This is a genomic window from Hydrotalea sandarakina (assembly GCF_003254115.1).
Classification (GTDB): domain Bacteria; phylum Bacteroidota; class Bacteroidia; order Chitinophagales; family Chitinophagaceae; genus Hydrotalea; species Hydrotalea sandarakina.
Window position 1 is genome coordinate 115,985 of record NZ_QKZV01000005.1, and the last position, 20,785, is coordinate 136,769.

Here is a 20,785-nt window from a genome sequence, read left to right on the forward strand (position 1 = left end):
ACACGCAAGCATAAAAAAGGCTGCCCGAGGACAGCCGTTTTCATGGGAATTAGGATTGATTTAGAACTTAATTTCCTCTTCGTTTTCATCGAAGAAATGGTATTCAATAAAGCTGTAATTATTATTGGGCAATACTTTCAGCTTAATGGCAAATTTCTTTTTCCATTTTTTTACTATGTTGGTAAACCATCCTTTGGTTAAATAGGCATATACAATGGGATGAACGTGCAATTCAATTTGGCGATGGCCATGGTTTACCAGGTATTGCAGGCGCTTTTCCATTTCATCTTCCAACAAAATAGAAGGCGTAACCATGCCGGTACCACCGCAGGTGGGGCAGATTTCCGAAGTGTTGATATTTACTTCGGGACGCATGCGCTGACGGGTAATTTGCATTAAGCCGAATTTCGATATAGGCAATACGGCATGTTTTGCCCGGTCGTTTTTCATGTATTCTTCCATGGCATCTTGCAGCTTGCGCTTATTATCGGGCAATTTCATATCAATGAAATCAATAACGATAATACCACCAATATCACGCAGGCGCAATTGGCGGGCAATTTCTTCGGCCGCTTCCAAATTGGTTTGCAGGGCATTTTCTTCCTGATTATTGCTAACACTTTTGTAGCCGCTGTTTACATCAATTACATGCAGGGCTTCGGTATGTTCAATAATTAAATAAGCGCCGCTGGGCAGGTTCACTGTTTTGCCAAACGAGCCTTTTACTTGCTTGGTAACTCCATATTGGTCGAATATGGGTAAGGGGCCGTTATAGTAGGTTACAATATCGACTTTGTCGGGTGCAATTTTTTGAATATAAGCTTTGGTATCGTTGTAAATATTTTTATCGTTAATTACTACGCGATTAAAATCAACCGTTAGCAAATCGCGCAGCATGCTGGTGGTTTTATCCTGCTCGCTCATAATTTTGGCAGGAGGCACGGCACCCTTTAAATTCAGTTGAATTTGTTTCCAGTTTTCGGTAAGGGCAATAAGGTCCTGGTGCAATTCAGCGGTAGATTTACCCTCGGCAGCGGTACGCACAATAACGCCAAAGTTTTTAGGGCGAATGGCTTCTACAATTTTTTGGAGGCGCTTGCGCTCTTCGGCCGAATGAATTTTTTTGGAAACGGCTACAATTTCATTAAACGGGGTTAATACCACAAAGCGACCGGGCAAGCTGATTTCACAACTCAGGCGGGGGCCTTTGGCCGCAATGGGTTCTTTTAAAATTTGCACCAAAACACTGGGTTTGCCATTCAGCACCTCATTAATTTTACCGGTTTTAACAATTTCCGGTTCTACATTGAAGTTACTGAAATCGAAAGGTGTTTCCCCTTTATCGTGAATAGCCATTTGGGTAAACTTCAACAAAGAGCGGGCATAGGGCGACAGATCGGTGTAATGCAGGAAAGCATCTTTTTCAAACCCCACATCAATAAAAGCGGCATTGAGGCCGGGGATTAATTTTTTTACCTTCCCTAAATATAAATCGCCCACGGCAAAATTAGCATCGGCCTTTTCCGTGTGTAACTCAACCAGTTTTTTATCTTCCAGCAAAGCAATTTCAACTCCACCGGGCGAAACATTAATAATTAATTCTTTGTTCACAAATGTTGCAACTTTATAGATACACAATAGTGCACACTGCCATAGAAAGCAGGGCATTAAGAGTAATCACGCATGTATTTACCCAAAGGGAAGGAAAAGGTAAAGTTGCAGCAATGAAAGGCGCGGCAAATACACGTTGTGAAACCAAGGAAAGGCCTCCGGTAGAAACCAACGGAGACCTTAACAAATAAAGTAACCTGTAAAGAATACTACTTATTCTTTTTCTTATGACGGTTTTTTCTTAAACGTTTTTTACGTTTGTGGGTAGCAATTTTATGACGTTTTCTTTTCTTACCACAAGGCATACGCTGTCTGATTTTTTTGTTTAATAATTTATTTTAGTTCGTTAATACGCTTGTCAATTTCTTTTTTAATGGCATCGTTGTTAATCATGTTCTTGGCTGTTTCGTACCAATGAATAGCATTGGCTTTATCGCCATGCATATCGTAGGTTTCGGCCAGTTGAAAAATGGCTTCCAAATTATGGGGGTCTTTGCGAACAATGAACTGAAACCGTTCAATGGCTTTATCTAATTGACCGCTTTTTTTACCACCCAAGCCCAATACCATTTGTGCATACAGGTTATTGGAATCTTTTTGTGCAATTTCCCGAACGGGTAAAATACCCTGCATAGGGTTATCGGAAATATTGCCAAACATATAACAAGCCCCCAGTCCAATTTTACTGGAATCGTTATTGGGATTCAATACCAATGCCTTATCTAAAAGATCTTTTGCGTTTTCGGCCAACCAGTGTTGCATGGCCGGATTATTCTCTGTCAGCAGGTTATCTACAAACAGTTGGGCGGCAAATGTGAGACTTTTTTCGGAATTCTCCAACTTAGCTGCTTGTGCCATATAATAGGCATACGGTTCAAATACATGGGCTGAATCTTTCCAAAAGCGGGCTAACTGATGATAAACGTGAATTTGCTGGTCTTTTACGTCGCCGCGGGTAACGGCATTTTCCAACGATAAAACACGTTGATTTTGTTCGGGCGTAAGCTGCTGACGAGCTTTTTGCAATATATCGGCAAAATGAATGGCAGGGGGCGCTCCGGCATCCTGCTGCGCCATGGGTGCCTGATTAGCTGCCGATTTGGGAGCAGTAACCTTACCAAATACGAATAACAACACAACCGCCACCACCGAAGCAATGACTAATACAATTTGACTTTTTTTCACACGCTCAATTTTGCGCAAAGTTATTCCGACTTGAGCTTGGAACGCACTTCTTCCATAAATTCTTTTGCAGGCTTAAAGGCGGGAACAAAATGTTCAGGTATTTCTACAATGGTATTGTATTTAATATTGCGACCAATTTTTGCTGCTCTTTTTTTGGTAACAAAGCTGCCAAAACCCCGAATATAGATATTTCGGCCGGCTGCCAAATTGGTCTTAATTTCTCCTAACATGGTTTCCAAAGTAACCAGTACATCAACTTTTGGGATGCCGGTTTTTTCTGAAATAACATTAATGAGATCTGATTTTCTCATAAAAAAGCTTTTCGGGTGAACATTACTTTAAAATTAAAACAAAAAATGGGTTTTGCAAGAAAATACAAAAAAATAATACATATTAGTGACTGATTGCAAAGATATTTATAAGTTGTCGATTTACATAATATTGCAATTTTCCGCAAACACACCCTTTTTTCCTGCAACAAATGGCCTGATGGTTAAATGCCGATTTTAAGGCATATTTGCTGCTGTATGCAGGCACCTCATTTTAACGAATTGTTATTACACTGGCATAGGCACCATAATAAACGCACCATGCCCTGGAAAGGAGAAAAAGATCCCTATAAAATTTGGCTCAGTGAAATTATTTTACAACAAACCCGTGTTGAGCAGGGGCTTGCCTATTATGAAAAATTTATACAGCAATACCCTACCGTTACCCAATTGGCCGAAGCACCGGCAGAAGCCGTTTTTAAGTTATGGGAAGGATTGGGCTATTATAGCCGCTGCAAAAATTTATTGCAAACCGCTAAAACCATTGTACAACAATACCACGGGCAATTTCCGGCAAACTATGAGGCCCTTTTACAATTAAAAGGAGTGGGACCCTATACCGCTGCAGCCATTGCTTCCTTTGCTTTTCAATTACCCTATGCCGTGGTAGATGGAAATGTGTTTAGGGTATTAGCCCGTGTGTTTGCCATAGATACACCCATTGATAGTACGGAAGGGAAAAAACAATTTACGCAATTGGCACAACAAGTGTTGCATCAACAACACCCCGATTGGCACAACCAGGCCATGATGGATTTAGGGGCTACCATTTGTAAACCAACGTTACCCCTTTGCAGCAGCTGCCCACTGATACCCATTTGCAAGGCGCACCAAAACGGCACGCAACAACAACTGCCCGTAAAAGAAAAAACCATACAAAAAAAGAAACGCCGCTTTTACTATTTTTTACTGGAATACCGCAACAGTGTTTACTTGCACAAGCGCACCCGTAAAGATATTTGGGAAAACCTGTATGAGCCTTACTTAATTGAAAGTGAGGAAGACATTGTGTGGAATACAAGTACCATTGCCCAATGGTTACAAGAACAATGGAATGTTACAGCATTTAACACCCTTCAAATTTCTACCAAAGAGGTGCAGCAACTCACCCATCAGCAAATTACGGGCGTAATGATTTATATACGGCTGCAACAACCCATACCTGAATTGAAACAGTATGAAAAAGTGCCTTGGAATGCAATTTCGGAAAAACCTTTTCCCAAATTGATACACCAACTGATGCAGCAACTAAACCTACTCAATAAATAATTGCGCTGTTACAGCAATGGCTATACGTTGTATGGCTATGCTTCATTATTACGTACCAGTCCTTCAATAAAGGAAGATACCAACGACACAATAATACTGAAAAAAAGTGCCGACCACCAGCCATCTACCCGAAAGCCGGGAACCAGCTCTGAGGTCCATTTAATAATCAGCACATTAATTACCAGCAAAAACAAACCCAGGGTAAGTATGGTAAAAGGAATGGTGAGAATGATAAGGATAGGTTTTACAAAAGTATTGAGCAAACCCAGTACCACTGCCACCAATATGGCGGTAGCAGTACTGTTTACATGTACACCGCTTAAAATATAGGTAGCCACCAATACGGCTACCGAGGTAAATAAAACTTTTGAAAGGAATGAAATCATATTGGTTTCATTTATACTACCTGAAGTTCGTAAAAATTTTCGGGATTCAGGTATTTTTTCGCCAATTGCTGTAATTCTTCTGCCGTGGTAGATTTAATATTCTGTACCGTAATATCAAAATAATTCATGGGCATATTATTCAACACATAATTTTTCCAGCGTTCAATAATATGAAAAGGTCCGTCAATATCGCCCAGCAAAGTGCCGATTAAAAAGTTTTTCACCAAGCTCAGTTCGGCTTCGTCAATTGGCTGCTGTTGCAATTTCAACATTTCCTTGTAGGTTTCTTCTATGGCGGCTTCACTAACCTGCCTTCCGGCTTCGGTACTTACCATCCACACACTTTGTTGTTGAAATGCCTGAATGTATGAATGAATACCATAGGTATAACCTTTGTCTTCGCGAATATTACTCATGAGCCTTGAGCCGAAGTAACCACCCAATACGGTGTTCAGCAATTGCGCCTTTAAAAAATCGGGATGGTGACGATTGGGGAATGGCAGTGCTAAGCGAATGGCAGCTTGTACCCCATTATCATCGTTTAATACAAAATATTTTTTTTGCGCTGCGGGTTGTATGGAATATTCCGGCTTCACCAATGCAGTACCGTTAAGCGGTAGTTGCCCGATTGAATGATTGAGCAAAGCCTCAATATTATTCGGCAAATTACCGGCAATAAACACCGTGCATTGCCCGTTTTGATAGTATTGTTGAAAGAACTGCAATATTTCGTTGCGGGTTAAGGCATCGTAATCGGACAAGTGGCTATACTTACCATAAGGGTGTTGTTCACCAAACACATAGGCATCAATTAAACGATTGGCCACAAAGTCGGGCTTTTTTAAATTAACGGACAGGCGTTGCTGCATGTTTTGGCGATAAATATGAATTTCCTCTTCGGGAAAAACCGATTCGCTCAATACCTCAACCAACAGCGGCAGTAATTGAGGCAGGAATTTGCTTAGGCTGTGTAAACTAACACTTGCCCGTTCAAAATAACAAGCACGGTTTAAATAAGCGCCATACATTTCAACCTGTTCATTTAACTGAAAGGCTGTTTTATGCCGGGTACCATTTTTTAATAAAAAATTCGTACTGGCTGCAACAATATTTTTTTGTTCATACCAGTTACCGGCATCAAAAACCAATTCCAACTGTACCACTTCCTGTGCACCGGCTTTTACGGCATATACTTGAACACCATTGGATAAGGTAAATGTTTCCGCTGCCGGCAGTTGTAAAGGCAAATGAATGGGGTCGGTTATATGGGGTTGTTGTTTTCTATTAATCATAAGTGTTGGCTGTAGTAATAAAGCGTATTTACATTGTTCGGATTAAAAATAGCGGCTGCACCTTGCTGCAAATCGGCCGTAGTAACTGCCTGAAAGCGACTCAGCTCTTCATTCATCAACTGGGCATTGCCCAATAACTCGTAATAAGCTAAGCTGCCGGCACGGTTCATTAATGCCATGTCTTCGAACACAATAACACTTTCTGTTCGGTTTTTAATTTTGGTTAATTCTGTTTCAGAAACAGGTTGTTCAACTATTTGCTGAATAACCGCATTAATGCCGGCTTCAGCCTGTTGCATGGTAACTCCTTTCACCAATTTACCCTGAATAGTAACCAAGCCGGGGTCGATAGAGCCTAACTGATAACATTGAATATCGGAAAACAATTGCTGCTCTTTTACCAAGGTTTGGTATAAACGTGATGAGCTGCCACCGCCTAAAATTTCGGTAATTAAATCGGCTACATAATACCCTTGCTCTAAACGACCGGCCATGTGCCAGGTTTTCATGATGGCATGCAAAGGCACATCGGCGGTTACTTCTAATGAACGTGGGGCCGTTTGTGTAGGTTCGGCGGGTAAATGGCGTACATACTTTTCGCCCATGGGAATATCGCCAAACCATTTTTCTGCCAATTGCTTTACTTGTTCGGTAGTGACATTTCCGGCCACTACTAAAATGGCATTAACGGGGCGATAGTGTTTGAAAAAGAAGGCTTTCACTTCGTCTAACTGCACCTGTTCAATATGGCTTAGTTCTTTACCTATGGTTAACCAGCGATACGGGTGCACCTGATAAGCCAAGGCCCGCATTTTATGCCACATGTCGCCATAAGGTTTATTAATGTAGTGTTCTTTAAACTCTTCGCAAACCACCTTCCGTTGTACTTCCAAACTTTTTTTGCTAAAGGCAAGGGAAAGCATTCTATCACTTTCCAGCCAAAAAGCCGTTTCAATATTTTTAGCCGGCAATTGGCAATAGTAATTGGTTACATCTTCCGTGGTATAGGCATTATTTTCACCACCGGCACGTTGCAGGGGTTCATCATAATCCGGTATGTTTTTGCTGCCGCCAAACATCAGGTGCTCAAACAAGTGGGCAAAGCCGGTTTTTTCGGGGTTTTCATCACGGGCACCCACATCGTACAACACATTCACCACCGCCATGGGGGTTGAATTATCTTCATGCACCAGTACCCTTAAGCCATTCTCTAAAACAAAGCGATTAAATTCAATCATACTACTGAAATAAGGTGTGCAAAGTAGCAACAAAATTGCGGAGTGGGCAAATATGTTTACCAAAGTATGACACAAAGGCGGCAGGGTTTAACGCCGTAATATGTTCACCACTTTTAAATCGAGTGTTTCTAATTTGCCTGCACGTTGTACAATTACTTTAATGCGTGAACCTGCATTTTGCAAAATATTTTTAAAGGTTTGAATATTTTGGGTAAACACATTGTTCATGGCAATGATAATATCATCGGGCATAAAGCCGGCTTTTTCGCCCGGCGATCCGGGCATTACATCAACCACAGTTACAGCCCCGTTTACCCAATAAATGCCCAAACCGGTGTAGGAATAATCGAAAGGATCTTGAAAATGTTTGTTGGGAACAATATAAATGCTGCGTTCGGGATAATTAAATACGGTGTTAAAGCGCCGCATTAAATCGTTCCCCAATATACCGCCCAAAAAGGGATAGCTGGTGATGTTGTAATCATCGCTAAAAATCAGTAGGGGTACTTTCCTGAATTGAAAAGGACCAATTTTAATTTTTTCTGCCACCGTTAATTGCATTTCTTTTTTACCACCCAACCCTTCGGCCTGTGTGGGATACAACTTACGTTTGCGCTTCAGCAAACTGCTATCTTTCATAAACCTTTCAGATATTAAAAAATACAAACCGGCACCGGTATCAAAAATAAAGCGGCTTAATACTTTGCGGGCATCGGTAATGGCTGCGGGTTGGTAGATTAAGGTACTGAAGCGGGGCTGCAATACATATCCGCCATTGCCTTTGGGGTATTTAAACTTGCGGGGTTCATAAACACCAATGGTATGGTTATCATAATCAACACTTACCACATAGCGGCTAAAAAAAGTGTAGCCAATAATACCATCAATTTTTACGCCATATACACTGGTTAATAAATCGTAATTATTAATGTGAAAGTCGAGGCTGTCGAGCGTTAGCCCCGGGAAATGCAGCCTATGCCGATAAGTAAAATCCACTGTTTTAATGCCTGCAATACCGCGAATGGTGCGGTCGGTATGCACCCGTTCCAAATGAAATTCCTCAACTGTTGAAGAATCGAGTGAAATGCCGCCGCTTCCGGTATCTAAAATAAAATTCAAGGAATCAGGAATACTATCTAACTGCGCTTTTAAAATAACGATGCCACCGCTCAATTGAATAAAACCAAAGCTGGCCATGGGTTTGGGCAGACTTTGTTCAAATGTTTTAGTAACCGGCAAAGGCGTTTGAGCCGATAGCAGGATACCGGTGCAGCAAGCCATGATCAGTAAAAATGCCGTAACAATTTTCATGCGGGATAAAAGATGCAATTGCTAATTTGCCCTTATTAATGAATGTAACTAATTTTTGACATGTAACCAATTTTGCTGACCTAAATTAGGGGAATGGCATAAAAACCCCATGAATGGTGAAAGGTAATGACAATAACAGCGGCCTTATCTTACACAATACACCGGCCGTTATGGAAATGGATTTGACATTTCAACCTTATGCCCCCTACCTTTGTTACAGTTTTTAAATAGTTATTATGCAGTTGAACGATTTGTACCAAAAGGCCCTGAACCTGGAATTTTTAAGTGTAGAAGAAGGAATGTTTTTATTTGAACATGCCCCCCTTACCGAATTAATGGTGGTGGCCGATACCTTGCGCAAAAAACAAGTACCCCATGGTAAAGTGAGTTGGCAAATAGACCGAAATGTAAATACTACCAATGTTTGCATTGCGAATTGTAAGTTTTGTAATTTTTACCGCATACCCGGACATAAAGAAGCCTATATTACCGATATGGACACCTATCGGAAAAAAATTCAGGAAACCCTGCGTTATGGCGGCGACCAATTGCTGTTGCAAGGAGGTCACCATCCGGAATTAGGGTTGGATTTTTATACGCATATTTTCCGGCAGATTAAACAGGAATTCCCTACCATTAAACTGCACGCATTAGGCCCCCCGGAAGTAGCCCATATTACCAAGTTGGAGCGTTCAACCCACCGCGAAGTGCTGAAAGCCTTGCAGGAAGCCGGCTTGGATTCCTTACCCGGCGCCGGTGCGGAAATATTGGTTGACAGGGTTAGAAGATTGATATCAAAAGGCAAATGCGGCGCCGATGAATGGTTGGCCATTATGCATGAAGCCCATGAACTGAACATTACCACCAGTGCCACCATGATGTTTGGCCACGTTGAAACCATTGAAGAACGCTTTATACACCTTACCCGCATTCGCGATACACAAGCCTTAAAACCAGAAACAGCCAAAGGCTTCCTGGCCTTCATTCCCTGGACCTTTCAGGATGTGGATACCCTTTTGGCAAAAATTCGCGGTGTACATAATTTAACTACTGCCGATGAATATATTCGCATGATTGCCCTTAGCAGAATTATGTTGCCCAATATTAAGAACATACAAGCCAGTTGGTTAACAGTGGGCAAACAAACAGCACAGGTTTGTTTACATGCCGGGGCTAATGATTTCGGCAGTATTATGATTGAGGAAAATGTGGTGAGTGCCGCAGGTGCACCGCATCGGTTTACTTATAAAACCATTCAGGAAGCCATTCGCGAAGCCGGTTTTGAACCCCAATTGCGTAACCAGCAATATGAATGGCGCGAGATTCCCGAAACCATAGAAGAACAGGTGATTAATTATTAAAAACGAGTTGAAATAAATCCCGGCCATTCGTTCCATATTGATTAATGTATTGGAGCGAATGGTTGGTGATGCTTGTTCCCTAAGTAAAACAACAGCAGGTACTTTTTTGATGGACTGATTAAGTTGGGTTGACTGTATTCACCGGTTTATCCAATGCATACAGTACCAAGCCCGCTACCAATATGCCCACACCGATCAAGCTTTCCACGGGTTTATCCATTAACGTAAATATGAGTACCCAGGCATTGAACAATAGAAAAACAATTTGCAATACCGGCTTAAAAGGACTTTTATAGGTAGGAAAAGGTTTGGGTTTGGTGAACAAACTGGTGGCCACGGTTAAGGAAGCCATCAACTGTAACACAAAGCCCGCATACAACAATACTTTTTCAAACGAGCCGGTTAACAGCAACACAATGGCAATAGCCACATGCAACCAAATGGCATAAATGGGAATGCCGTGCTTGTTTTTTATGGAAAAGGGTTGCCATAAGCGGTGTTCACGAGCCAATGCAGCCGTAACCCTTGAACCCACCCATATATACGAACTAATGGTGGCAATTAATTGCAAGGCAATAAAAGCACTGACCCATTTGGCGCCCTTTGCACCCAAAACATTATTGAACGCAATGAACGTAACAGATTCCTTACCTTTTAAGGCATTGACGGTAGCATGCTTTAACAACACATATTGGAATAACATATACACCACCATTACAAAAAGGGTACTGCCAATAAGGGCTCGGGGCAAATGCAGGCGTGGATTATCCATTTCATCAACCACATAAGCCGCCGCATTCCAACCCGTATAAGCAAAAGCCACATATACCATGGCCACTGCATAGCCGGGTTGCACCACTTCGTGATGCCAGGAATTATTCCATTGCAATGCATTTTGTGCCGGTGCTGCCGCTGCCACACCAATAATGATTAATACAACAATGAATAAGATTTTCAGTACCGTACTGCTGTTTTGCAAACGACTACTGTGTTTTAAAGTGAAACTGTGCAGTAAACCAATGGCCACAATAATGGCTATGGCCATGAATGTATGAATGGGCAATCCTAATACGGGCGATAAATATTGGGTAAAAGCCATGGCTGCCAAAGCCACCGGTGCCGAAAACCCCACCGTTAAACCTGCCCATGCCGACAAATAGCCCAGCATGGGATGAAAAATACGGGACAAATAAATATAATCACCACCCGATTCTTTGTAATGGGTGCCTAATTCAGCATAAGCAAAGGCACCAAATAAAGACAATACCCCACCAAAAAACCATAAGCTGATAATGCTCCAACTATTTTGAATGGCATTCAACTGAAAGCCCACACTGGTAAATACACCGGTACCAATCATGTTGGCAATAACAATGGCTGCTGCCGTGTAAATACTAATTTTTTTCAATCCGTTTTTATTAAAATTTGAATAGGGCTAAGCCATGCCGCCAATACAAATTGCACACCCCAATTAATGCGGCACTAAATTAAGGGAAATAAAGGCAAGGTGCAGAAGCAGTTCATTTCTTATTAATATAAAAAATATTTGTTTTCGGGTATTTTGCAATAGTATATTTGAAATAAGCAACAATCATTTTTCATTTCCCCATTGTTTACATCTTAGCCGTTACCCCATAAAACGGGTAACAAGTGCAAGAGCGCAGCACCGAAACATAGTAGCACAAAAACGGTTATAAGCAATAGGCATTCCCTACCTTTGTGGCCTAAAAAATGCACTATGAATGAAGCTTTTGTTGAACGCATTCGGCAGGAATTAGCTGCCATTGACGAAGCCGGCTTAATGAAAAAAGAACGCATTATTACCAGTGCACAAGGCGCTGAAATAATGGTGAACGGCCGGAAAGTATTAAACTTTTGCGCTAATAATTATTTGGGTTTATCTGCACATCCTAAAGTAATTGAAGCGGCACACAAAACCATTGATAGCCGCGGATATGGCATGAGCAGTGTACGGTTTATTTGTGGCACACAGGATATTCATAAAACCCTTGAGGCTAAAATTTCAACTTTTTTAGGTACAGAAGATACCATTTTATATGCAGCTGCCTTTGATGCCAACGGTGGGGTATTTGAGCCGCTGTTGAATGAAGAAGATGCCATTATCAGCGATGCTTTGAATCATGCTTCCATTATTGATGGAGTAAGACTTTGCAAAGCACAACGGTTTCGGTATGAGCACAATAACATGGACGATTTGGAACAACAATTGCAAGCTGCTGCCGGTTGTCGCAGCCGCATGATTGTTACCGATGGTAGTTTTAGTATGGATGGTACCATTGCCCAATTGGATAAAATTTGTGATTTGGCCGATCGTTACAATGCCATAGTAATGATAGATGAAAGCCATTCATCCGGCTTTTTGGGCAAAACCGGAAGAGGCACTCATGAATATCGCGGTGTAATGGGTCGCATTGATATTATTACGGGTACCCTGGGTAAAGCATTAGGTGGTGCCAGTGGCGGATTTACCAGCGGACGTAAAGAAATTATTGAAATGTTGCGTCAGCGGTCACGCCCCTACTTATTCTCTAACACCTTAGCACCCAGCATTGTAGGAGCCAGCATTGCCGTATTAGATATGCTATCTGAAACTACTGCCCTTCGCGATAAACTGGAATACAATACCCGCTATTTCAGAACTAAAATGACCGAAGCCGGTTTTGATATTAAACCAGGTGAACATCCCATTGTACCCATTATGTTGTACGATGCGGTGTTAGCACAAAAATTTGCGGCTGCATTACTGGAAGAGGGTATTTATGTAATTGGTTTCTTTTTCCCTGTTGTACCCAAAGGCCAGGCACGTATTCGCGTACAATTAAGTGCAGCACACGAACAGGAACATTTAGACCGCGCCATTCAGGCGTTTATAAAAGTGGGTAAACAATTAAATGTATTAAAATAGTTGCTATGCAAAAAGGTAGTCGTTTTTTACGGAGATTGGGGTTTTTTAAAAGTTGGGCACTGCTGTTACCTGTTATTTGGTTGCAGGCATGCAATTCCAATAATATTCATGAAGATGCTTCACTGGGTAATGATTTTACCCAACATGGCGTAACCGGCAGCTTTGCTTTATTCGATAATGGTGCAGGCAGTTTTACGACTTACCATTTTAAACAGTATTTAGATTCTGCTTATCAACCCAATGCCACCTTCAATATTGTAACAGCCTTAATTGGTTTACAAACGGGTACTATTGCCAATGAAAGAATGGTGATTCCATTACCCCCTGCCGCTGTTACACAAGGTAATAACGACAGCAGTAATCATAGTCCCAATTTTGATACGGCCATGGCGCACAACATTACTGCCTATTTTCAGGAAGTTGCACGCAGAACCGGTAAGGAAAAAATGCAATTTTGGTTAGACAGTTTGAAATATGGCAATCATTTAATAGGCAATAGTGTTGATAGTTTTTGGATGAATAATACCCTTACCATTACCGCCGATGAACAGTTGGGTTTAATTAAACGCTTGTATTTTGGTCAATTGCCATTTGATAAAACCTGGCAAGTTTTGATAAAAAGATTGTTGATGAAGGAAAACAATGCCAATTATCAATTGGCATATATTACCGGTGAAGGCGTTTTGCCTAACCAACAACAAATTGGCTGGGTATTGGGATGGATAGAAGAAAATAAGCACCCTTATTTTTTTGTACTGAATACGGAAGCACCGGGTAATGTGGCTTTAGCTGCCACAAACCTGCAATTAACCCGCGATTTGCTTTCGCATTTGGGCTTTTTTAAAGGGAAGAAATAGGATAAACAACAATTTAGTTTTTCCTTTTTAACAGTAACCTGTAGCTTGCAGCACATGATACATTTTGGCCAACCACATTATTTATGGGCATTAGGGGTGCTTTTACCCCTGCTGTTGGCCTATTTTGCTGCCATACATTTTAAGAAGCGTACCCGCAAAATGCTGGGTAATGCTCAGTTGGTGCAGCAACTAACCAATAACTATCTGCCGCAACGTTATGGGCTAAAAGTTACTTTATTATTAATTGCCATTGCATTAATTGTTATTTCCTGGGCTAACTTAAGAAGTCCGAAACCCGAAAAAGGCAGCAAGGGCAATGGTATTGATGTAATGCTGGTATTGGATGTAAGTAAAAGCATGTTGAGTCAGGATGTGCCCCCCAATCGTTTAGAAAAGGCCAAAACCTTTTTAAATCAATTGGTGCCCAACATACAACACAACCGCATAGGATTGGTGGTGTTTGCCGGCGAAGCCTATTTACAAATGCCGTTAACACCCGATGCGGTAGCCACAAAGTTGTTTATTGATAATGCCTCACCCGATTTGGCCCCTGTACAGGGCACTAATATTGGCGCTGCATTAAGGTTGGCTGACGCTTCATTGGATGATAAGGAGAAAAAATACAAAGCAGTTGTATTGGTAACCGATGGTGAAGATTTAGATGCCGGGGCATCCGCGGCTGCTTCTACCTTAGCCGACCATGGCACGGTTTTATATACTGTGGGCGTTGGCACGGCACAAGGTGCACCCATTTTAGAAAATGGGCTTTATAAAAAAGATGCGAATGGGAAAACCGTTATTTCCCGATTGGATGCACCCCTTTTACAGTCCTTAGCGCAAACTACGGATGGACAATATTATTTTTTAGATAACACCGCACAAGTGGCTAATGAAATAGCAGCTCAATTAAACAGCATGCAAACCAAACCATTAAACAATAATGGCGGTTATGTTCAATACACCTTGTATTACGCAGCTTTTCTGGCAGTGGCGCTTGTTTTACTTTTGTTAGAAATTTTTATTTCTGAAAAGAAAAGCAGCAAACGCAAAGTAAAGCTTAACCAACAACAGGCAAACGAAAAGCTTATGCAACCGAAGCAAGTATTAGCAACATGAAGCAATGGATAGCCATATTAGTTTTTGTTGTGCCGGCCATTGGTTCCAGAGCACAAAACAAACAGGAACAAGCTTTATTGTATAAAGCCAATCAGTTGTACCAATCAGGCCATTATAATGAAGCGGAACAATGGTACGACAAGGTGCTGGAGCTGAACCCCAATAATAGCATTGCATTGTTTAATAAAGCCAACGCATTGCAACAACAAAAAAATTATGAAGCTGCAGCTAAACAATTTGAGCAGGCAGCAGCCGTTACAAATGATAATGATTTAAAAGCCAAAGCGTATTACAATTCGGGTGTTGCTGCCATTAAGCAACAACAATTAGCCAACGCCATTAATGCCTGGAAACAAAGTTTATTGCTGAATCCTTACAGTGATTCTGCCCGCAATAATTTGCAGAAAGCATTGAATGAACAAAAAAAACAACAGCAAAATAATCAGCAAAATAAACCACAACCTAAAAACCCATTGAACAAACAACAAGCCGATAATTTGCTAAACCAATTACGACAGCAAGAGAAAGAGCTACAACAATATGAAAAACAAAAACTTAAGCCGGTAAATACGGAAAAAGACTGGTAGCAACTTTTCATGCACTCATTTGTTTAACTAAATCATTGTATAAACACTATACCATGCAACTTTATTGTAATAGTTTAACCCAATATAGCCGCTTAAAAACACGTGAGGTAAAAATTGGCGATTTATTACTGGGTAACGGACACCCTATTCGCATTCAAACCATGACAACCACCGATACCATGGATACCCTGGCTACTGTTGAGCAAGCCATCAGATGCATTGAAGCCGGTGCCGAATTGGTGCGAATTACTGCCCCTTCAAAAAATGAGGCAGAAAACTTATTGAACATCAAAAACGAATTACGTAAAAGAGGGTACACAACGCCTTTAGTAGCCGACATACATTTTACACCTAATGCCGCTGAAATTGCAGCTCGCATTGTTGAAAAAGTACGCATAAACCCGGGCAATTATGTAGATAAAAAGAAGTTTGAGCAACTGGAATATACCGATGCTGAGTATGCCGAAGAAATTGAACGCATTCGGGAAAAATTTACACCCTTGGTAAATATTTGTAAGGAATATGGCACAGCGATGCGTATTGGCACCAATCATGGTTCACTCAGCGATAGAATTATGAGTCGTTATGGTGATACACCCAATGGCATGGTAGAAAGTGCCATGGAGTTTTTGCGTATTGCCCGTAGTTTAAACTACCATAACATTGTATTAAGCATGAAATCGAGCAACCCACAGGTAATGGTACAAGCCTATCGGTTACTGATTCAACAAATGCTAACTGAGTTTAATGAATGTTATCCGCTGCATTTAGGAGTAACAGAAGCCGGCGATGGAGAAGATGGCCGCATTAAAAGTGCAGCAGGTATAGGCACTTTATTGGAAGATGGTATTGGTGATACCATAAGGGTTTCCCTTACGGAAGATCCTGAATTTGAAATTCCGGTTTGTAAAGATTTAGTAAAGCGATATACCCAACCCGATTTGAATAAAACACCCATTCCGGCCATCAATACCATACCTTACAATCCGTTTGAGTATAAACGCAGGAATAGCAATGCTATTCAAAATATTGGCGGACATCATGTTCCGGTAGTTATTGCAGATTTCAGTAAAATAAATGACATAACGCCACAGCATTTGCGTAGCATTGGTTATACTTACCATGCCGATACAGATAAATGGAGTATTGGAGATGCAGCTGCCGACTATATTTTTACCGGCTATCAATTATTAAATTTTGAATTACCCGGCACTTTGCAAGTTATTTGTCATCCTTCAGCATGGGAATTATCGCAGAATAAAAGTCAATACCATCCATTATTTACAGCAGCAGGCTTTTTAAAAGCAAAGCAAACCGATGAACAACTAAACTTTGTTTCCGTTGACTGTTTTAGCGATGAAACAGGCTTGAATGATTTTACCTATTTAGCCGAATTACAAAAGCACCCATCAGTTGTTTTTTGTTTACAAACCGGCAATAACAGAAATATGCAAGCCATTAGACGAATGGTGATGGAAATGATGAATAAAGGCATACAAAACCCGGTGGTATTAAACATTAACAGTCAATGGCACACCGTTGATGAACACTTGGTTCACTATGCCACTACTGCAGGCGGATTACTGCTAGATGGCATGGGTGATGGATTAATGCTTTCCATGCAAGAAAGCAGTTATCAATCCCTGCAACAAAACAATGCGAATGCCAGTGGCCGAAACTATGTAAGCAATACTTCTGTTGAAGCATTTATGAATAATACTGCATTTGGTATTTTGCAAGCCACCCGCTGTCGTATTTCAAAAACTGAATACATTTCCTGCCCCAGTTGTGGCCGCACATTATTCGACTTGCAGGAAACCACTGCAAAAATTCGTGCAAAAACCCACCATTTAAAAGGTGTAAAAATTGCCATTATGGGTTGTATTGTCAATGGCCCCGGCGAAATGGCCGATGCCGATTTTGGCTATGTAGGCAGTGGCCCGGGAAAAATTACATTATACAAAGGCAAAGAAATTGTGAAGCGAAATATTGACAGCAGTATTGCTTTGGATGAGCTTATAAAGCTTTTGAAAGAAAATGAAGCTTGGATAGAACCAACCGTATAATTTATTAATACATTTTTGTTGTTATGAGTGAGTTAAGAACCGATTTTTTAGTGATAGGATCCGGTATTGCAGGTTTAAGTTATGCACTAAAAACTGCCAAACATTTTCCCGACAAAACCGTTACCGTTATTACCAAAACCCATGCAGAAGAAACCAACACAAAATATGCACAAGGTGGTGTAGCCGGTGTATGGGATGAAACAACCGATAGTTTTGAAAAACATATTGAAGATACCTTAATAGCCGGTGATGGATTATGCAATCCCAATATTGTTGAAATAGTAGTAAAAGAAGGCCCGGAGCGCATTCAGGAATTAATAGATTATGGTGCCATATTTGATAAAGATGCCAGCGGACAATATGCTTTAGGACGCGAAGGCGGGCATAGCGCTTACCGCATTTTACACCATAAAGATGTTACAGGGCAGGAATTAGAAAGAGCTTTACTGGCACAAGTAAAAGCCACTAAAAATATTGAAATAAAACATCATTGGTTTGTGGTTGATTTAATTACACAACACCATTTAGGTTATTTGGTAACTAAATCAACGCCCGATATACAATGTTATGGTGTTTATGTGTTGAATACCCAAACCAATGAGATTGAAAAAATTTTAGCCAAGATAACTGTTTTAGCCAGCGGAGGTTGTGGCCAGGTTTACCGAACTACTACCAACCCCACCATAGCAACCGGTGACGGTGTGGCAATGGTGTACAGAGCCAAAGGAAGAATTGAAAATATGGAGTTCATTCAATTTCATCCCACAGCATTATATCAACCCGGGGTGTCCCCTTCTTTTTTAATTACGGAAGCCGTGCGTGGTGATGGGGGTATTTTACGCAACAAGAAAGGCGAAGCCTTTATGGAACAGTATGATGAAAGAAAAGATTTGGCGCCACGCGATATTGTAGCAAGGGCTATTGACAGTGAAATGAAAAAAGATGGTACAGAGCATGTGTATTTAGATTGCACACACATGAATATGGAAAAGTTTAAACAACATTTTCCCAATATTTATGAGAAATGCTTGAGCATAGGGATTGATGTTGCACGGCAATGGATACCCGTTGCACCGGCAGCACATTACAGTTGTGGCGGCATTAAAACAGATGAATGGGGAAAAACATCTATTCAACACTTATTTGCTTGTGGCGAATGTGCCAGTACCGGATTGCACGGTGCCAATCGTTTGGCAAGTAATAGTTTATTAGAGGCTATGGTATTTGCGCACAGAAGTTATTTGGCCAGTGTTGAATTAATTCATCAAATAGAATATAATACAAATATTCCTAATTGGAATGCAATGGGAACCACACACCCGAAAGAAATGATATTAATTACACAAAGTCGTAAAGAATTGGAACAATTAATGAGCGACTATGTTGGTATTGTTAGAACAGACGTACGTTTGCAACGCGCCATGAAACGGCTTGATTTATTGTTTGAAGAAACAGAACAATTGTATAAGACCGTTACCGTATCGCCACAACTTTGCGAGTTAAGAAATTTAATAACTGTTGGCTACCTAATTGTTAAAAGCGCAATGTTCAGAAAAGAAAGCAGGGGGCTTCATTATAACACCGACCATTTACAAAAAAGTGAACTGCTGCAAAATATTATTCTTTAACCACCATGCCATTGGCATTATTTAAATTATCAACTTTAGAAAAAACATGTATTATATTGTTTATGCATTATTTTATTTGATTTCGCTGTTACCCTGGCGTGTGCTTTATTGGATAAGCGATTTGGCTTATGTAGTTATTTATTATTTGGTGGGTTATCGAAAACAGGTAGTATATAATAATTTGGCCATTGCATTTCCGGAGAAAACAGAAGCAGAGCGAAAAAAAATTGCCAAAGAATTTTACCGTCAATTTACGGATACCTTTGTTGAGGTTATCAAGCTGGTGTCAATATCAGAAAAAGAATTGGAAAAAAGAGTAAAAACCGATACTGAAATATTGAATCAACTTTATGCGGAAGGAAAAAATGCACAACTGTTGTTAGGGCATTTTTTTAATTGGGAATATGCCAATGTAGCTTATGCGCGTAAACTAATGCATCGCTTTTTAGTAGTATATAAACCAATTGAAAACAAAGTATTCAATCGGCTTTTTTATCATATAAGAAGCAGATTTGGAACAAGACTCATTTCATCTTCCAACTTTAAAAAAGAGTTTACCCAAGAAGCTGTTCCACCCTATGCACTTATTTTGGTAGGGGATCAAAATCCGGGTAAACCGGATAATTCTTATTGGTTTTCATTTTTTGGTAAACCTGCTCCTTTTGTAAAAGGCCCTGAATTAAGTGCCAGGCATAATAATACTGCCGTTATTTTTTGCAGTTTCTACCGAATAAAAAGAGGGTATTACGATTCCAAATTACATTTATATACCACCGACCCCAAATCATTGCCCGAAGCATCCATTACAAAGGCTATGATTACTTTTATAGAATCGGAAATTAAGACCAGACCTGCCAATTATTTATGGAGCCATCGTCGCTGGAAGTGGACTTTTGACCCCGAAAAACATGGTCATTTATTAAAATAATTAATTATTATTTTCTAATGGTTTTTTATTGGTGTCTGCTTTAATAATATCAAATAATGCAGGCAGGCTTTCAATAGCAGGCCATCCGCCTTTCAAGTGGCGCAGATTATGAATGCCTTGTTTTTTAATGAGCGTACAAGCAGTAATGCCCCGATAAGCATTGCTTCCATAAATATAAATATTTTGGAATTCTTCAAAATTAGCCATACTGCCGGGATCGTTTAAATTGGAAAAAGGAATATTGGCTGATTCATTTAAATGAATGGTATCATATGCTTCTTCTGAACGAACATCAATCAGTACTAACTTCTCATCAAATTTAATATCCATGGCCAACTCATCGGGCTCAACGGCTATTAATACATCAATGGGTTCATTAAGCATTTGCCAGTTAGCAAAACCGTTTTTTAAATAGCCGATTACCTGATAGCCATTCTGTTGCAGTTGCGATATATATGCTGCTTCATTATCATTAGCAATTAATATAACGGGCTGCGCTTGCAGTTGTAATTCTTGTAAACATTCGGCTATATTATCTTCTGTACAAATAGCAATACTGCCTGTAATGTAACCTGCTTCAAAGCTGTCGGCCGGACGAATGTCTATTAAAATTATATCTTCTTGCTGTGCACAACGTTGTAAAACATCGGCAACAGTAAATGCAAGTGGTTGTACTTGGTTATCAGTCATAAAAT

General features: G+C 40.4%; 19 protein-coding genes. 10 read left to right on the forward strand and 9 right to left on the reverse strand.

The window, feature by feature from the left end; all coding sequences use genetic code 11:
• Positions 1 to 60: 60 nt before the first annotated feature.
• Positions 61 to 1,611, reverse strand: coding sequence for an Rne/Rng family ribonuclease (locus LX80_RS08890; RefSeq protein ID WP_111295399.1), 1,551 nt, complete (start codon positions 1,609 to 1,611; stop codon positions 61 to 63).
• A gap of 2 nt (positions 1,612 to 1,613) precedes the next feature.
• On the opposite strand from LX80_RS08890, the gene LX80_RS08895 reads away from it, so the two are divergent.
• Positions 1,614 to 1,802 carry a hypothetical protein gene (locus LX80_RS08895; RefSeq protein WP_111295401.1) on the forward strand — a complete coding sequence of 63 codons (189 nt, stop codon included), beginning with the start codon at positions 1,614 to 1,616 and terminating at the stop codon, positions 1,800 to 1,802.
• 142 nt (positions 1,803 to 1,944) lie between these two features.
• Here LX80_RS08895 and LX80_RS08900 read toward each other — a convergent pair whose 3' ends face one another.
• Positions 1,945 to 2,796 carry a tetratricopeptide repeat protein gene (locus tag LX80_RS08900; RefSeq protein WP_111295403.1) on the reverse strand — a complete coding sequence of 284 codons (852 nt, stop codon included), beginning with the start codon at positions 2,794 to 2,796 and terminating at the stop codon, positions 1,945 to 1,947.
• A 20-nt stretch (positions 2,797 to 2,816) separates the two neighbouring features.
• A complete protein-coding gene (locus tag LX80_RS08905; protein ID WP_111295405.1) occupies positions 2,817 to 3,107 on the reverse strand; it encodes an HU family DNA-binding protein in 291 nt (96 codons plus the stop codon).
• Between the two features lie 216 nt (positions 3,108 to 3,323).
• Here LX80_RS08905 and mutY point away from each other — a divergent pair, with 216 nt between their 5' ends.
• On the forward strand, positions 3,324 to 4,394 hold the full coding sequence (mutY, locus tag LX80_RS08910) for an A/G-specific adenine glycosylase (RefSeq protein ID WP_111295407.1): 1,071 nt from the start codon (positions 3,324 to 3,326) through the stop codon (positions 4,392 to 4,394).
• Positions 4,395 to 4,429: 35 nt separating this feature from the next.
• Here the strand turns inward: mutY and LX80_RS08915 are convergent, their stop codons facing one another.
• From LX80_RS08915 to LX80_RS08930, 4 genes are all read right to left on the reverse strand, one after another.
• Positions 4,430 to 4,780, reverse strand: coding sequence for a phage holin family protein (locus LX80_RS08915; protein ID WP_111295409.1), 351 nt, complete (start codon positions 4,778 to 4,780; stop codon positions 4,430 to 4,432).
• Positions 4,781 to 4,791: 11 nt separating this feature from the next.
• Positions 4,792 to 6,072, reverse strand: coding sequence for a M16 family metallopeptidase (locus tag LX80_RS08920; RefSeq protein ID WP_111295411.1), 1,281 nt, complete (start codon positions 6,070 to 6,072; stop codon positions 4,792 to 4,794).
• A complete protein-coding gene (locus LX80_RS08925) occupies positions 6,069 to 7,310 on the reverse strand; it encodes a M16 family metallopeptidase (protein WP_111295413.1) in 1,242 nt (413 codons plus the stop codon). The genes LX80_RS08920 and LX80_RS08925 overlap by 4 nt, the downstream gene beginning before the upstream one ends.
• A gap of 87 nt (positions 7,311 to 7,397) precedes the next feature.
• Positions 7,398 to 8,621, reverse strand: coding sequence for an aspartyl protease family protein (locus LX80_RS08930; protein WP_111295415.1), 1,224 nt, complete (start codon positions 8,619 to 8,621; stop codon positions 7,398 to 7,400).
• A 236-nt stretch (positions 8,622 to 8,857) separates the two neighbouring features.
• Between LX80_RS08930 and mqnC the strand changes: the two genes are divergently transcribed.
• On the forward strand, positions 8,858 to 9,982 hold the full coding sequence (gene mqnC, locus LX80_RS08935) for a cyclic dehypoxanthinyl futalosine synthase (RefSeq protein ID WP_111295417.1): 1,125 nt from the start codon (positions 8,858 to 8,860) through the stop codon (positions 9,980 to 9,982).
• Between the two features lie 118 nt (positions 9,983 to 10,100).
• On the opposite strand, the gene LX80_RS08940 is transcribed toward mqnC, so the two are convergent.
• Positions 10,101 to 11,390 carry an APC family permease gene (locus tag LX80_RS08940; RefSeq protein WP_211307738.1) on the reverse strand — a complete coding sequence of 430 codons (1,290 nt, stop codon included), beginning with the start codon at positions 11,388 to 11,390 and terminating at the stop codon, positions 10,101 to 10,103.
• Between the two features lie 330 nt (positions 11,391 to 11,720).
• Here LX80_RS08940 and kbl point away from each other — a divergent pair, with 330 nt between their 5' ends.
• The 7 genes from kbl to LX80_RS08975 are packed head-to-tail and all read left to right on the forward strand — an operon-like array spanning position 11,721 to position 20,090.
• A complete protein-coding gene (gene kbl / locus LX80_RS08945; protein WP_111295419.1) occupies positions 11,721 to 12,908 on the forward strand; it encodes a glycine C-acetyltransferase in 1,188 nt (395 codons plus the stop codon).
• A gap of 5 nt (positions 12,909 to 12,913) precedes the next feature.
• On the forward strand, positions 12,914 to 13,765 hold the full coding sequence (locus LX80_RS08950; protein WP_111295421.1) for a penicillin-binding transpeptidase domain-containing protein: 852 nt from the start codon (positions 12,914 to 12,916) through the stop codon (positions 13,763 to 13,765).
• 54 nt (positions 13,766 to 13,819) lie between these two features.
• Positions 13,820 to 14,881, forward strand: a complete 1,062-nt coding sequence (locus tag LX80_RS08955; protein WP_111295423.1) for a vWA domain-containing protein — start codon at positions 13,820 to 13,822, stop codon at positions 14,879 to 14,881.
• A complete protein-coding gene (locus LX80_RS08960) occupies positions 14,878 to 15,468 on the forward strand; it encodes a tetratricopeptide repeat protein (RefSeq protein ID WP_111295425.1) in 591 nt (196 codons plus the stop codon). Before LX80_RS08955 ends, LX80_RS08960 begins: the two co-directional genes overlap by 4 nt.
• Before the next feature lie 53 nt (positions 15,469 to 15,521).
• Complete coding sequence (gene ispG, locus LX80_RS08965) at positions 15,522 to 17,534, forward strand: (E)-4-hydroxy-3-methylbut-2-enyl-diphosphate synthase (RefSeq protein ID WP_111295427.1); 2,013 nt, start codon at positions 15,522 to 15,524, stop codon at positions 17,532 to 17,534.
• 23 nt (positions 17,535 to 17,557) lie between these two features.
• Complete coding sequence (gene nadB, locus LX80_RS08970; RefSeq protein WP_111295429.1) at positions 17,558 to 19,162, forward strand: L-aspartate oxidase; 1,605 nt, start codon at positions 17,558 to 17,560, stop codon at positions 19,160 to 19,162.
• 46 nt (positions 19,163 to 19,208) lie between these two features.
• Complete coding sequence (locus LX80_RS08975; protein WP_111295431.1) at positions 19,209 to 20,090, forward strand: lysophospholipid acyltransferase family protein; 882 nt, start codon at positions 19,209 to 19,211, stop codon at positions 20,088 to 20,090.
• Here the strand turns inward: LX80_RS08975 and LX80_RS08980 are convergent, their stop codons facing one another.
• Positions 20,091 to 20,780 carry a rhodanese-like domain-containing protein gene (locus LX80_RS08980; protein WP_111295433.1) on the reverse strand — a complete coding sequence of 230 codons (690 nt, stop codon included), beginning with the start codon at positions 20,778 to 20,780 and terminating at the stop codon, positions 20,091 to 20,093. It lies immediately after the preceding gene.
• Between the last annotated feature and the right edge of the window lie 5 nt (positions 20,781 to 20,785).